At 40.7% G+C, this 13,794-nt stretch carries 19 protein-coding genes and 1 pseudogene; 9 read left to right on the top strand and 11 right to left on the bottom strand.

Annotated features, from left to right (window positions below):
* The first annotated feature begins 135 nt into the window (after window positions 1-135).
* Together ACTHOQ_RS01825 and ACTHOQ_RS01820 are read left to right on the top strand one after the other, a co-directional pair.
* Complete coding sequence (locus ACTHOQ_RS01825; protein WP_440493959.1) at window positions 136-837, top strand: tetratricopeptide repeat protein; 702 nt, start codon at window positions 136-138, stop codon at window positions 835-837.
* A 29-nt stretch (window positions 838-866) separates the two neighbouring features.
* Window positions 867-1,298, top strand: a complete 432-nt coding sequence (locus ACTHOQ_RS01820) for an iron ABC transporter substrate-binding protein (protein WP_440493958.1) — start codon at window positions 867-869, stop codon at window positions 1,296-1,298.
* 48 nt (window positions 1,299-1,346) lie between these two features.
* Here the strand turns inward: ACTHOQ_RS01820 and ACTHOQ_RS01815 are convergent, their stop codons facing one another.
* The 6 genes from ACTHOQ_RS01815 to ACTHOQ_RS01790 form a co-directional block, all read right to left on the bottom strand.
* A complete protein-coding gene (locus ACTHOQ_RS01815) occupies window positions 1,347-1,658 on the bottom strand; it encodes an acyl-CoA dehydrogenase (protein ID WP_440493957.1) in 312 nt (103 codons plus the stop codon).
* A gap of 12 nt (window positions 1,659-1,670) precedes the next feature.
* Complete coding sequence (locus ACTHOQ_RS01810; protein WP_440493956.1) at window positions 1,671-2,300, bottom strand: response regulator; 630 nt, start codon at window positions 2,298-2,300, stop codon at window positions 1,671-1,673.
* Window positions 2,293-3,318: a sensor histidine kinase gene (locus ACTHOQ_RS01805; RefSeq protein ID WP_440493955.1), complete on the bottom strand. Its 1,026-nt coding sequence runs from the start codon at window positions 3,316-3,318 to the stop codon at window positions 2,293-2,295. Before ACTHOQ_RS01805 ends, ACTHOQ_RS01810 begins: the two co-directional genes overlap by 8 nt.
* Entirely contained in the window at window positions 3,315-3,989 is a 675-nt protein-coding gene (gene liaF / locus ACTHOQ_RS01800; RefSeq protein ID WP_440493954.1) for a cell wall-active antibiotics response protein LiaF, read from the bottom strand. Before liaF ends, ACTHOQ_RS01805 begins: the two co-directional genes overlap by 4 nt.
* 67 nt (window positions 3,990-4,056) lie before the next feature.
* Window positions 4,057-4,683, bottom strand: coding sequence for a PspA/IM30 family protein (locus ACTHOQ_RS01795; protein ID WP_440493953.1), 627 nt, complete (start codon window positions 4,681-4,683; stop codon window positions 4,057-4,059).
* Between the two features lie 13 nt (window positions 4,684-4,696).
* A complete protein-coding gene (locus ACTHOQ_RS01790) occupies window positions 4,697-5,047 on the bottom strand; it encodes a lmo0954 family membrane protein (protein ID WP_440493952.1) in 351 nt (116 codons plus the stop codon).
* A 214-nt stretch (window positions 5,048-5,261) separates the two neighbouring features.
* Here ACTHOQ_RS01790 and ACTHOQ_RS01785 point away from each other — a divergent pair, with 214 nt between their 5' ends.
* Together ACTHOQ_RS01785 and ACTHOQ_RS01780 are read left to right on the top strand one after the other, a co-directional pair.
* Window positions 5,262-5,480: a YneF family protein gene (locus ACTHOQ_RS01785; protein WP_440493951.1), complete on the top strand. Its 219-nt coding sequence runs from the start codon at window positions 5,262-5,264 to the stop codon at window positions 5,478-5,480.
* 160 nt (window positions 5,481-5,640) lie between these two features.
* Window positions 5,641-5,799 (top strand): annotated as a pseudogene (locus ACTHOQ_RS01780) (S-ribosylhomocysteine lyase); the annotation flags it as partial.
* A 135-nt stretch (window positions 5,800-5,934) separates the two neighbouring features.
* Here the strand turns inward: ACTHOQ_RS01780 and ACTHOQ_RS01775 are convergent.
* Complete coding sequence (locus tag ACTHOQ_RS01775; protein WP_440493950.1) at window positions 5,935-6,888, bottom strand: alpha/beta hydrolase; 954 nt, start codon at window positions 6,886-6,888, stop codon at window positions 5,935-5,937.
* Window positions 6,889-7,066: 178 nt separating this feature from the next.
* Here ACTHOQ_RS01775 and ACTHOQ_RS01770 point away from each other — a divergent pair, with 178 nt between their 5' ends.
* Both ACTHOQ_RS01770 and ACTHOQ_RS01765 read left to right on the top strand, forming a co-directional pair.
* Window positions 7,067-8,245 (top strand): acetyl-CoA C-acetyltransferase, encoded by a 1,179-nt coding sequence (locus tag ACTHOQ_RS01770; RefSeq protein WP_440493949.1) that lies wholly within the window; start codon window positions 7,067-7,069, stop codon window positions 8,243-8,245.
* Between the two features lie 21 nt (window positions 8,246-8,266).
* Window positions 8,267-8,521 (top strand): YqkE family protein, encoded by a 255-nt coding sequence (locus ACTHOQ_RS01765; RefSeq protein ID WP_440493948.1) that lies wholly within the window; start codon window positions 8,267-8,269, stop codon window positions 8,519-8,521.
* A 20-nt stretch (window positions 8,522-8,541) separates the two neighbouring features.
* Here the strand turns inward: ACTHOQ_RS01765 and ACTHOQ_RS01760 are convergent, their stop codons facing one another.
* Window positions 8,542-9,054: a VanZ family protein gene (locus tag ACTHOQ_RS01760; RefSeq protein ID WP_440493947.1), complete on the bottom strand. Its 513-nt coding sequence runs from the start codon at window positions 9,052-9,054 to the stop codon at window positions 8,542-8,544.
* Window positions 9,018-9,908, bottom strand: coding sequence for an aldo/keto reductase (locus tag ACTHOQ_RS01755; protein ID WP_440493946.1), 891 nt, complete (start codon window positions 9,906-9,908; stop codon window positions 9,018-9,020). The genes ACTHOQ_RS01760 and ACTHOQ_RS01755 overlap by 37 nt, the downstream gene beginning before the upstream one ends.
* An 87-nt stretch (window positions 9,909-9,995) precedes the next feature.
* On the opposite strand from ACTHOQ_RS01755, the gene ACTHOQ_RS01750 reads away from it, so the two are divergent.
* From ACTHOQ_RS01750 to fur, 3 genes are all read left to right on the top strand, one after another.
* The gene (locus ACTHOQ_RS01750; protein ID WP_440493945.1) at window positions 9,996-10,544 is read left to right on the top strand and encodes an NUDIX domain-containing protein; all 549 of its coding nucleotides are present in this window, start codon (window positions 9,996-9,998) and stop codon (window positions 10,542-10,544) included.
* 206 nt (window positions 10,545-10,750) lie between these two features.
* The gene (locus tag ACTHOQ_RS01745; protein WP_440493944.1) at window positions 10,751-11,260 is read left to right on the top strand and encodes a hypothetical protein; all 510 of its coding nucleotides are present in this window, start codon (window positions 10,751-10,753) and stop codon (window positions 11,258-11,260) included.
* Window positions 11,261-11,324: 64 nt separating this feature from the next.
* Window positions 11,325-11,792, top strand: a complete 468-nt coding sequence (gene fur / locus ACTHOQ_RS01740) for a ferric iron uptake transcriptional regulator (RefSeq protein ID WP_440493943.1) — start codon at window positions 11,325-11,327, stop codon at window positions 11,790-11,792.
* A gap of 169 nt (window positions 11,793-11,961) precedes the next feature.
* Here the strand turns inward: fur and ACTHOQ_RS01735 are convergent, their stop codons facing one another.
* Both ACTHOQ_RS01735 and ACTHOQ_RS01730 read right to left on the bottom strand, forming a co-directional pair.
* Window positions 11,962-12,297 carry a YflT domain-containing protein gene (locus tag ACTHOQ_RS01735; protein WP_440494064.1) on the bottom strand — a complete coding sequence of 112 codons (336 nt, stop codon included), beginning with the start codon at window positions 12,295-12,297 and terminating at the stop codon, window positions 11,962-11,964.
* A gap of 175 nt (window positions 12,298-12,472) precedes the next feature.
* Window positions 12,473-13,789 (bottom strand): hemolysin family protein, encoded by a 1,317-nt coding sequence (locus ACTHOQ_RS01730; RefSeq protein ID WP_440493942.1) that lies wholly within the window; start codon window positions 13,787-13,789, stop codon window positions 12,473-12,475.
* Window positions 13,790-13,794 lie beyond the last annotated feature (5 nt).

Genomic DNA, 13,794 nt, shown 5'->3' with positions numbered 1-13,794 from the left:
TCCTAATCGTTTCGTTAGGATGCCTTTTTGAATGGAAATTAATAAATCGTATTTTACTAAACGGCGTTATACATAAATTTCATAGTTCATATGAAAAAATTCGATGCAGGACAGCAAATGAAGGAAGGTGTTTTTATGCGAAAAATGGAGCAATATTTTTACGATGGGCAATTTTTGAAGTGTTATGAGGAAGCGAAACGCCAAGCAAGCAGCGGAGAAGATGAGCAAGCCGAAAAATTTTTAAAATTGTTTCAAAAATATGAGTATGATAATTTCCCGCAGCCGACTAGGGAAATTTTGCAAAGCATTGAACGCTCCAATGAAAGTTATGCGGAAAATGATGAAGTCGAGCAGCTTCGTGCGATTAGAGATGAGCAGCAGTTCGCGGCAAAGGTAAGGCAGCTTGAGCATGATGTGCGATCAGCCGGTGATGAGCGGAAAGCCCAGTCATTTTACATACAAGGTCATTTGTTCCTCATGGCGCATCATTATGACGAAAGCGTGCATTGCTTTATGGAGGCAGTGAAGCATAATTCGAACAAAGCGCTGTTTTACGGGATAGCGGGACAGACTATGAACCGCTTCAATTGGTCTCCATTTGAGGTGATGGCCTATATTGAACGTGCGATTGATCTGGATCCGGAAAATCCGCGATGGCACTGGAATAAGGCGCTCGTTTTGACACAGCTTTACAAAGATTTGCAGGAAGAACCATTTTTGGGAAATGCATTGATCGCCATAGAAAAAGCAAGCGAAACTTGTCGCGGAGATCAGGTGTCATTACGTAATGGCATCGATTCCACACTGGAAAATTTAAAAGAATATCTTTTCAATTAAAGAAGCGCAATATTGATGGAGGAAAGAGCATGAAGTTTATATCATGGAAGGGCATTTCGATTTATTTGACGATTATTTTGTTTTTAGTAATATTCATCCAGTTTCTGGACTGGGGTAAAGGGAATGAGAAGGATGCACAATATGCGGTAGAACTTGAAAAAGCATATATTGATCTTGTCGACTTTCAAACATATATTTTAAACGATAAAGTGCAGATTGATGATAATAAACATGTATTAACGATGCACGGAAAAAACTTCCAATATCAGCTAAGCATGTACATCGATATTTTTGGGAATAAAAAATTAGATGGTGCAAGCCTTTACGATTCGTATAAACAAGTCGATGAAGCATTAAACGCATTTTATGAAGCGGAGAGCAAGGAAAGGCGCGCGCAGGCACATGAACAATTGCTTGGTGCTAAGCAATCCTTATTTGCGATATTAAGTGATATAAAATAATAGAAAGGCTCACGAACGCTTGGGTTATCCATGTCCGTGAGCCGTTTGCTATTTCTTCTTTTCCTTTACAAACGCAAAAACCGTTAAGCAGATTTGGATGATGACGATTGCAATAAATAAGTAAAAGTTTTTCGATGATTCTGCCAAATTCAGTTCATCCGCTAAAATGCCCGTAATCAATAGTAATTGCGCACTAAGCAAAATAATGAATGCACTAATAAAAAGCTGTATTTTTGCATTGATTGTAAAGCGTAACAACACGATAATGAATAATACCGAGAAAATAAGGATGAGTATAAAGAGCGGGTTCAATAATGTAAGTGTACCGTCTTGCGCAAAGTTTTTATACGTATATGTCATTGTTTGTTCTCCTTACTTTACTAGTCCATTTTGAAATGCATAAACGACAGCCTGTGTGCGGTCTTGAACTTCGAGCTTGCTTAAAATATTGCTTACATGGGTTTTCACCGTCTTCAATGCGATAAAAAGCTCCTCGGCAATTTCCTGATTCGCAAGACCGCGTGCCATGCATAATAATACTTCCATTTCCCGGTCTGTTAAATGGTCGTGCAGGGCAGGGGCAGTACCGCGCATGCGAGCCATTACTTTTGTCGTCGCTTCAGGCTCCAGCACCGTTTCGCCTGCCATCGTTTTCCGGATTGCCTCGGCAATCTGCTTTGCGTTGCTCGTTTTCAGTAAATAGCTTACCGCGCCTGCTTCAAGTGCGGGATATAATTTATCATCATCGATAAAGCTCGTCACGATCATCACTTTTGCTTGCGGCCACTTTGTTAAAATTTCGGCAGTCGCCTCAGCCCCTGTTTTGATCGGCATGACATTATCCATCAGCACAATATCGGGCTTTAGCGTCAATACTATTTCTATCGCTTCTTGACCATTCGCCGCTTCTCCGATTACTTCGATATCAGGCTGTGCAGATAAATAGGCAGCAACCCCGATGCGCACCATTTCATGATCATCCGCAATGACTACTTTAATCATCCGTTTGTCCCTCCTTTGCAAGCGGAACTTTCACTTCTACAATCGTTCCTTCATTTGGCACTGAGACGATTTTATACGTGCAGCCAATTTCGACAGCCCGTTCGGCAATATTTCGCAGGCCGTATGATGATGTTTTATCGCCATCTATATTAAAGCCTAATCCATTGTCCTGAATGCGTAAAATCGCCAATTGGTCACGCGCGATCAATAAAAGCTCCACCTCTGTCGCCTTTGCATGTCTTAATGTATTCGATAAAGCTTCTTGGGCAATGCGGAATAAATGATCTTCCTCGGCTTTGGACAGCTCCATATCTTCAATTTGGTAATCGATATTGAAATACACTTTTTCCTGCAATTCCACGATTAAATCCTCCAAACCTTCCGACAAGCTTTTATTGTGCAAAGCAATCGGGCGCAGATGCAGCAGCAGTGCACGCATTTCGAGCTGGGCTTGCTGGACGATTTTCTCGACTTGTACCAGCTGCTTTTGTGCGAGCGCTTCTTGTTCCTGCTCGGTAAGCGCAGACAACAGCATAGAGGCTGCGAAAAGCTGCTGCGAAACAGAATCATGCAGCTCCCTTGCAAGACGCTGACGTTCAGCAAGGAGGCGCTCCTGTACAATGGCATCATTCGTTTCGACTTTTTCGCTTGAAAGTCGCTGCAAGGACGCACGCTGTGTTTCAATCAATTCGTTCGCATCCCGCAATGCTTTTTTTAATGAACCATTTGCTTTCTTTAATTTCTGCGCAAAATCAGGCTCCGCAATTTTTTTGACGATGCGGGTCGTCTGATTTTCCTTTAATTTCACTGCCACAGACATCCATAAAGCGATCAATAGGCTGAAGCACCCTGCAACAATGATGAATACCGCCGCCAACGGCATATCAAAGTCCCGATTGTCGATTAAAAAGCGCCAAGTTTCCTCGCGCGGCTCCCCATACAACAAGACGAGCACATTAAATGTAAATGATATAAACAAAAATGAAAGTATAGTAAAGCGTATTAAAAAAGCGATCATCCGCGCTGCACCTCCACATCGCCAATCCAGGAAGTAACGTAAAGCACAAGCACACGCTTTGCCTCCAGCTCCCCATCTTCGAAATGGAGCTGCTCATTTATGCATTGCTTAGGCGCGTAGTTCAAGCATGTCGCCTCACCGTATAAAGTAGAATAATGAAGCTGAATCGTCACTTCATATGGGACGATAATACGCACTTTCCCAAGTGATTGGTGGATGACGATGACGGCTTTCCCCTGAGGCAAAATCGTTTCTGTCGTATCAATTGTAATATCGCCGATAAAGCGCTGTATATGAATGTCCCGCCATTGGAAACTTTCCGATGCACCAATCGTTGTCCCGATTAATTTATTTTGCTCGGATAAATTTTTCAATGGGTTTTTTATTTCTATAATTTGCTCTTTTTTCGTCAAATATTGATAAAGAACAAATCCCAATGTGGCAATGATCAATAGTCGCAATGTCCATAAATTAATAATGGCGAAAAACAAAAATGTGAGACCGATCCATAATAATAGTCGTTTCTTTTTCTTAAAGCTGAAATAGAAAAACAGCACACTCACAATTAATAAAAACACGCTGCCATTATTGAAAAGCGTTAATTCGATTAATACGACAAGTGCCATACTAACAACGATTATCGCGAGCTGATCAGACGTAATTTTCGGCATAGTGCTTCCTCCTAAAGACGTGCAAAATGGAGAAAGCGCTATGCCTTCTCCTTACTGCATTATATCATTATTTTGGTTGTTCGATGAGCTTTTTTTCTTTTTCCAGCTGTGCCAAACGAGCTTCAAATGTTGTCACTTCATATTTACGCTCGATATTTTGCGATAATTCATCAATATATGTCGACAGCTCATCGAAATTTTCATTTTTGTTTGCTTCAAGCACTTTGTCCATTTGATGGTTGGCACGCACAACATTTTCTTTTCCCATCAGCTGTAATTGACGGACTTTCATATCCTTGATCTTATGTTTCATCGTTTCGAATTTACGCTCTAATGCAAAATATTCACCATTCGCTGCATCGATGCTTGTAAGAAGGGATTGTTTGCGCGCTGTGTAAGCTGTTACTTCCTCTTGTGCAAAAGTAATCAGCTCTACTTCCTCTGTAGCTTGCGCTAAATGCAGTTGCTTCTCGCGTTTTTCGAGCATTTCGGTTGTCTGGGAAAGCTGCAGCTCCAGCTCTTTTTTCAGCTGTGCTTGGCGAGCGAGCAATTTTCCTGTTTCCTCTGTTTGCTTTTCTGCTTCGCGGATATATTGGTTCAGCATTTTAATTGGATTTCTCTCTGCCTTTTTATCGAATAAATCGTGCAAGTCTGCCTGAATCGAATATTTGAATTTTGTCAATAAATTTTTCATTCCGTATCGCTCCCTATTTGTTTAAATTTGCCCATTCACGCTCAAAATTCATAAATGGATCTTCTTCTTTTTCAATAGTGAAAATTTCTGTTTTTTCATTTTTGCGGGATTTGTAAATGTAATACAGAATCCCGATTGCCACTAAACCGATAAAGCCCGGGATGTTCGATAATGCGCTTACTAAACCTGCCAATGCTACAACAAGACTCATCACTTTCCCGAATGTCGATGTACTTTCAGTGTAATAATGCAAGCCTGCTGCCAACAGCGCCCCCGAAACGAGCAAACCTGCCACTGGCGCCAGTAAGCAAAGGGCGATAATTGCTGCGACAAACCCAGCTGAATATAAGAAAAACTTTTTCATAATCTGTTCCTCCTTGTACTTGATGTCTTTATGTTACCGTGAATCGAAAATGTAAATAACGACCTGTTACTGTATTTTCTTCTAGGTCTAGAGACTGAGAGTAAGCGGGACTCATTTGTTCAAATTAAATATATAGAAACGTCCTAGCTTTTATTGTATAATTCTTGTTGGAGAGTTTTTCTCGGTACATATGCAGTGGAGGAGGTAGTTAGTTATGACATGGGCATGGATTTTAGGTATTGTTGTTGCATTAATCGCTGGCGTGGCAATTGGTTTCTACGCAGCTCGTCAATATATGATGAAGTATTTGAAAGAGAATCCGCCAATTAACGAACAAATGATTCGCGTAATGATGGCTCAAATGGGACGTAAACCATCTGAAAAACAAGTACGTCAAATGATGGCGCAAATGAACAAATTCCAGGACAAATAATATCGTTAAACTACCTTTTGACTTTTAAATAGTGATGGAGGTAGTTTTTTTTATGCTATATATGGAATGTAAAATTCAGAATAGTCCGTTGGAATGAATGCTATTCTGGTCCATCCATATAAAGGCAGTAAGTATTGGAGGTGAGCATGATGGCAATAGAAAAACATTGGAGGACGTTTTAGCGGCTGCACCTCTGCCGGCTTACAATGAAGTCCAATGCGGGTGGGCGGCGAGCCATAGTCTGGAAGGTGCACAGGAGCTTGCGAAACAATTTTTAGAAAAACGCCATGAATGGCATATCGTATTTAATGGGCAATGAGAAAGGATTGTCCAATATACATGCATGAAAGCTCCCTTTGCGACGCGTAGCTGCAGGAGCTGTACTATTCGTCGGAAACATACTGGGAAAGGGGCTGCATTAAAGTCATTTCGACTTTTAATATAGCCCCTTTCTTTACAGCAGCGACTCTGTTTCATTGCGGTAGGCTGGTACGTAATCATGTAAAAACTTGGCGACCGTCTGCTCATAGTCCCCCTGATTTTCGTTGAATGATTTTGCATGATCGCCCCGTTCGAAAATTTTCAGCATTTTTGGTTCAGGCTTTTGTTCGAACAGCTCTTCGGTCATCGATGAAGGAATGAAATCATCCGGTTCACTATGAATAAACAGAACAGGGTTTTCAATTTGTTTCACTGCATCGATTGGCATTATTTCCTTTACAGAATATCCGTCGCGTATACGCATGAAAAAGTCGGCAAAAGGAAGCGTATATTTTGCGTCGATCGGAACGACGCTTTCGAAAATCCGTTTTAGCAGCTGGGGGAAGTCCGAGAAAGCACAATCGGAAATATAGAAATCTGCACTGTCGGATAAAGTGCCTGCATAAAGAAGAGTTGTTGCAGCACCCATTGATTCGCCATGAATGCCTAATAAAGCCTCATCGCCGATAATTGCCCGTACCGTGTCGGCGATTGCCTGCAGATCAAATTTTTCGTAATGCCCATAGCTCGTTGTTTTCCCTTGCGATTCACCATGACGCCGGTGATCGTAAACAACTGCATTAAAGCCTAGACGCTCAAACATTCGCGCATAACGCATTGAATTGATCTTATTTTCCGTAACTCCATGGCAAATAATGACCGTGTTTTGCGTTGGCAGCGGTTTTAAAAAAATGCCGCTAATCGTGTAGCCATTAGGTGATTCAATCGCCAGAATTTCTTTTGGGCAGCCGTCATACCATACTTCATCAAAACGTTTTGCCGTTATTTCACGCTCACGAATAAACGCATCATCTTTTTTCTTAATATACATAATGCGATTTGTCATGACGACACCCGTGACAGTCGTGGCCGCCGCTAACAATGTTGTCACAATGCTGCCTGATAAAAATAGTGTACGTTTTTTCATGAAATCACTCCTCTTAAGTAATTTTAATATTCAATGAACTTTCAGGATAAATCAACTAATATGTATCTATACAGTATGGAATCTTTTGTGTGAAAAGCGGGTAATGTTTGTTAAAATCTTGTTAAGCAAATTAACACTTTGCCTACAAAGGGATCAACAACGAGAAGGGGGAATTTTCATGACAGAAGTAGTAATCGTTAGTGCAGTACGTACGCCGATCGGAGCATTTCAAGGGTCATTAAAAGACATTTCCGCTCCTGCATTGGGCAGTATCGCAATAAAAGAGGCGTTAAATCGAATTCAATTAGATGCAACAATCGTTGATGAAGTAATTATGGGCAATGTACTCGCAGCGGGCCTGGGGCAAAATCCCGCAAGACAGGCGAGCATTCAGGCGGGTATACCCCACACGGTCCCTGCAATGACGATCAATAAAGTATGCGGCTCTGGCTTAAAGGCAGTTCATTTAGCCGCACAAGCCATTATTGCCGGGGATGCGGAAGTTGTGGTGGCAGGGGGCTTTGAAAATATGAGCCAAGCACCTTATATTATGCCAAATGCGCGTGAAGGTTTCCGTATGGGTGACCAAAAAATTGTCGATACAATGATCCATGACGGGTTATGGTGTGCTTTCAATGATTATCATATGGGCATAACTGCAGAAAACTTATGCGATCAATATGAAATTACGCGACAAGAGCAAGATGAATTTGCTGCACGTTCGCAAGCTCGGGCATCCAAAGCGATTGCCGAAAATAAATTTGCGCAGGAGATTGTACCTGTTGAAATACCGCAGCGTAAAGGGGAGCCAATCCTTTTCACGCAAGATGAATATGTAAAACATGGCACGGATGCAGAAAAGCTGAATGGATTACGCCCGGCTTTCAAAAAGGAAGGCTCTGTAACAGCAGGCAATGCTTCCGGAATCAATGACGGGGCAGCGGCAGTTGTCGTGATGTCGAAACAACGCGCTTTTGAATTGGGGCTTACACCAATGGCTACAATTACAGCAAATGCCAGCGCAGGGGTAGATCCTTCGGTTATGGGCATTGGTCCTGTATCCGCAGTGAAAAAAGCATTATCAAAGGCGAATCTAACATTGGACGAAATGGATTTGATTGAAGCGAATGAAGCGTTTGCGGCACAAGCAATAGCAGTTGATCGCGAATTGGTGTTCAATCATGATAAACTAAACGTGAATGGCGGGGCGATTGCGCTAGGTCATCCAATCGGTGCAAGCGGGGCGCGTATTTTAGTGACATTGCTCCATGAAATGCAAAAGCAAGATGCAAAGTTCGGTCTAGCGACATTATGCATCGGTGGCGGACAAGGTGTCGCAACAATTGTCCAACGCTAAAACATATAGAAGGTGAATAATATGGCAAAAAAGAAACAGCAAAAAAATACGAATGAATTTGAGCTTCCAAAAGATAAGGCAGCAACTTTGGCCGATCAGCTTGGCGGCGATGTATTGGCAAAGCTGAAGGCAGCGAAGCAGGAAATGGTGGCGGATGAAAAAGCAAAAGAAGAAGAGCGTCATGCAAAAGCGGCATTCGAGCGTAAACAACGCGAGAAAAATATGAGCTTTGAAGAACTTTTAAACCAATATGGTGATCAAGGCTCTAAATTTTAAACGAAAAGCTGGCGCAATAATTACATTGCGCCAGCTTTTTTACATGCGATTTGTATAAGCTTCGTCATCATTAATAATATAAATGCACCACATGCATCGATTATGACATCTTCAATAATGCCGCTTCGCCCAGGAATCATACTTTGGCGAAATTCATCAAGGGCCGCGATTGCGATGATTGTGAAAAACGCTGCACCAGCAGGGAAGCGCCATTTCAATTTTGTATAAAACAGATAGAAAATGACCGCCAATAATCCATATCCGAAAAAGTGGGTAGCTTTCCGGATCAAAAACTCTACAAAATAAAAATAACCGCGCGACTCGATTGAAATGATCGTACCCCAATATGGAATTTCCCATTGACTTAGCCATGCTTCAAAAGGTTTTGCTTTTAAAATTTCTTTTAATGATGGGATAATCGTTTGCTGCTCATAGCTCAAATTCGACATAACCATGACGATTATAAGGCCAGTGATGACGAGGATAATCGCTTTTTTCATCGATGTTCCGTATAGCGGTCCGCTTTCGTCCAATTGTGGATTTCCGGAATATCCTCCAAAGTCCGGGCTTTTTCGTATGCATGCAAATTTTGCTGTAATTGTGCAATCGTCCGAGCCCCAATCACTGTGGAAGCGATCGCATCATACTGTAAATTGAATGCCAATGCAGCTGCATGGACATCACTGAATTGTTGTTCGATTTTGAGCAGGATGTTCTTTGCTGCTGATTCTTCATAGCTCATATATGATTTTAGTCTATGTCGCCATTCGTTTGTAAGTAAACCTTTTGCAATCGAACCCCGTGTAACGACAGAAGAGCCTGCTGCTTGTATAGGCCCGAAAAATTCGCTTGCCCGTTCATCGAAAATATTAAACTGCATCATATTGCTAATCGCATTGCTCTTTTGCAGAAAAGGAATGAATACATTCGGCCGTATCGAAGAGATTCCATATTCTCGAATAAGACCTTCTTTTTTCAAGCCTTCAAAAGTTTCGAGGATTTCCTCCAAATTGTCCTCTGTCGTACCGCCATGCAATTGGTACATATCCAAATAATCTGTTTGCAAGCGGGATAAACTGTCGCGCACAGCCTTTTTTATGTAATCCGCAGATGTATCCCACCACCAGCCGTCCTTTCCGTCTTCCCAACGATTTCCTACTTTTGATGCTAAGTAAATATGTCGGCGATGCTGTTTTAATGCAGCTCCAACCAGTTTCTCATTTTCTCCGCGATCATATAAATCCGCCGTATCAAAGTAATTAATACCCGCATCGACTGCAGCATGAATTACTTCCTTTGCTTGTGCCGGATTTTGGGGCAATGACATACAGCCTAAACTCATTTCCGAAATATGCATATCACTCGTGCCTAATTGTCGTTTTTTCATATTTTCTCCTCCGCCATTTGATATTTTAGAAAAGCTCTTACTAATGGTACAATGAATGGAAGCAAGAGAACAAGTGGAGGCATAGTCATGAAAAAATTTGAAGAAAAAACGATTCAATCACAATCTATTTTTACAGGTAAAATCATTTCACTAAAAGTAGATGATGTCACACTTCCAAATGGGAAAACATCAAAGCGCGAAATTATCAATCATCCGGGTGCGGTTGCTGTCATTGCGATTACGGAAAATAAAAAAATTTTAGTCGTTGAACAATACAGGAAAGCGCTTGAACGTTCAATTGTAGAAATTCCTGCAGGCAAGCTGGAACAGGGCGAGAAACCGATTGTGACGGCCCGTCGTGAATTGGAAGAGGAGACAGGCTACACATCCGATGATTTCGAATTCATCCAAGCATTCGCGACTTCACCAGGTTTTGCGGATGAAATTATCCATTTATATGTAGCGAAAAACCTGAAAAAATTAGAGGTTGCCGCACAATTGGATGAAGATGAATTTGTGGAATTGATGGAAATCTCGTTGGAAGAGGCGGAAGCGATGGTTGCGGATGGCCGAATTTTCGATGCCAAAACTGCCTTTGCAGTATTGTGGTTGAAAAATAATTATGCGTTTATATAATTTTGTCAGATGCAGATGCCTTGCTTCTATTAAAGCTAAAAAATTTTGATCAATCTTACAAAAAGAGGGAGCTTGAAACGAATCTCCATTATTCATGCCGGCACGTAAAAAGGCACGACATTTCGGTTGAAGAAAATTAAATCGTTAAGTGTTTACGCATAAGGACAAATTATGTGCATAAGTTGTATGGACAAGGAGGCGTCCAAATGCATAAATACTTATATATCCAGTATACAACGATGATCGTCGTGTGCTTTATTTGTGGGGTAGCATGCTATCAACTATTTCAAATTGAACAAGTGCTGCAAATTATTAAATTTGGTGATCGAAGAATACTCAACATGGAAAAACCCGAGATGCTTTGGAGTGTAGTTCCTTTCATAGTTGCTTTAAGTATTGTATTATTCTTTTCGACACATAAATATTTGCCGCGCATTGCACTTGTTTTTATTGCGATAAAAGTAACATTTTTAGGGTTCAGCTCTGTCTATTTACTCGTACAGCATCAATCCGTAAAACTTTATGCATTTTGGTGGTTTCCGTTCCAGCTCGTATACTGTGTATTGCTGATTGTTCTCTATCAAATTACGAATAAAAATAGTGGAAGGCGTGCATTAAAAAGCGTGATGCCATGGAAAAAAGTAATATTCCTGTTATTTGTGATGTTATTTATTTTTGCTCTAGAAAATTTCGCAATTACTTACTTATTTAAATAATCATTGTCTTGTAATGAGATTTACTCATTTGGTATAATGGAAAGAGTTTAGGAGGGCGTCACATATGGAGAGCCGTATTGATCGAATAAAAAAGCAACTGCATAGTGCGAGCTATAAGCTGACGCCACAGCGAGAAGCAACGGTAGCGGTGTTACTTGAGCATGAGGAAGATCATTTGAGTGCTGAAGATGTTTACTTATTAGTAAAAGAAAAAGCACCAGAGATTGGACTTGCTACTGTATATCGTACACTTGAGCTTTTAACAGAGCTGAAAATCGTCGATAAAATTAATTTTGGTGATGGCGTGTCCCGCTATGATTTGCGTCAAGAAGGCGCGAAGCATTTCCACCATCATTTAGTTTGTATCGAATGTGGCGCAGTAGATGAAATTCAAGAAGATTTACTAGAAGATGTAGAAGAAATTGTGGAGAAACGCTGGAACTTTATCATTAAAGATCACCGCCTGACATTCCATGGCATTTGCTGGCGTTGTCACGATCATGATGACAACACTGGAGACGGCAATGCATAATCTATAATCAAAAAAGGCTGTGCTGAAAGTCAATTGACTTTTCAGCACAGCTTTTTTCCTTATTAACAAGCTTGCTAAATAGACTTTTCCCAGTAATTGCTCGCTCTTTTTTTAGAAAAGGGCAGAAAAAAGGAGACGGGTTAAGCTAATCGTCTCCGCAAATATTCGATTAAGCAGTGGGGTGATGTGCTATAATGACTATTTTTCCTGCATCCAAATCATTTTTTGCCGTAGTATGCTCATGATCGGCTAATCCAAATTCCGTAAGCTGATCGTGAAAATCCTCTGGAGTTGTTTGGAAAAGATTTTTAATCGTCGCGAAAAACCCTTTGTCATCGCCGGATGTTTCTGCCGTTGTTGCAGCATCCACATTGAAAAAGTTGGCGATATCTTCCGCGCGTTTATTACTGTTTGCAAAAACATGGATGTGATCGCGATCATAGCCTTCCGAAACGAATGTTTCAATGACGGATTTTGCCTGTACACCATTTTCTACTGATTTCATAATTGCCACTTGTATACACACTCCTTTTCTGTGAATAATTATGTTATTCCCGTAGTGTCCACAATTAAAACTTTTACGATGTTCATAAATTCACAGGTAAACAAAAAAGGATGCATTAAAAGCGGAAAAACTTTTAATCATCCTATTTGTACTGACCGAAATAATGTTTCCGGACTTATTGTTCTATAAAATCATGCAATTTTTTTATTTCCAAATACTGAATTTGATGGCCGTCGATTTCTTGGATTTTAAATACATAGTTTTCGAAAATAAAAGAATCCTCTATATTCAAATCCGGCATATTCGTAAAGTACCAGCCGCCAATTGTATCGACATTCGGGTTTTCAATCTCTAAATATAATAGCTTTGAAACATCATCGAGCAATACTTTTGAATATACTAAATAATGATCTTCGCCAATTTTGCGAATATCCGGTATTTCATCATCATCAAATTCGTCGCGAATCTCACCGACAAGCTCCTCTAATATATCTTCCACGGTAATCATGCCGCTCGTGCCGCCGTACTCATCCAATAATATCGCAATGTGAATGCGTTTTTTTTGCATAATTTGTAGCAGATTTTGAATCGGTGTCGTTTCAATCGTGCGGATGACGGGATTAATAAAGTCCTCCAGCTTGAATGTAACTGGGTTAATCCGGTTATTCATACCAAGTGTCAAAAAGTCTTTAATGTTTAAAAAACCTAATATATTATCGCGGTCGCCATCGTAAACAGGGTAGCGTGTATAGCGCTCTTCCGAAACTTGCGTCAGCACTTCCTCAAACGTGGCAGTCACATTGAAGCCGACAATATCCGTACGAGGAACCATAATTTCACGGGCGATTTTATCATCAAATTCAAACACATTGTTCACGTATTTTAATTCATTCATATTAATTTCGCCGGATTTATAGCTTTCTGATAAAAGCAGGCGCAGTTCCTCTTCCGTATGGGATAGTTCATGCTCACTCGCGGGCTGCATCCCGAACACCTTTAATAATAAACGTGCGGAACCATTTAATAGCCATATTAAAGGGAACATAAGCTTGTAAAATAGCTGAATCGGTTTCGCGAATGAGAGGGTAATCGCCTCAGCCTTTTGGATGGCAATTGTTTTAGGGGCCAGTTCACCAACGACTACGTGGAAAAATGTTGCTAAAAAGAAGGCTCCCCCTAATGTAAACCAATGAATATAATTTGTGCTAATGCCAATTGATTCGAAAAATGGGTGCAGAATAAATTCAAATGTAGATTCTCCCACCATACCGATGCCCAGCGCTGTCACCGTAATACCCAACTGACATGCTGATAAATATTCATCCAAATGTGAAGTAACATTTTTAGCTGAAAGGGAACCAGGCTTTCCTTCTGCTACTAACTGATCTATACGGGAATGCCGAACTTTTACGATTGCAAATTCAGTTGCAACGAAAAAGGCTGTTAAAGCGATTAAAACCGCGAAAATAATTAAGTTAATGATTGTGGTCAAACAAG

Source organism: Solibacillus silvestris (assembly GCF_051967575.1).
Taxonomy (GTDB): domain Bacteria; phylum Bacillota; class Bacilli; order Bacillales_A; family Planococcaceae; genus Solibacillus; species Solibacillus silvestris_B.
This window is presented reverse-complemented; position numbering and strand designations above follow the sequence as displayed.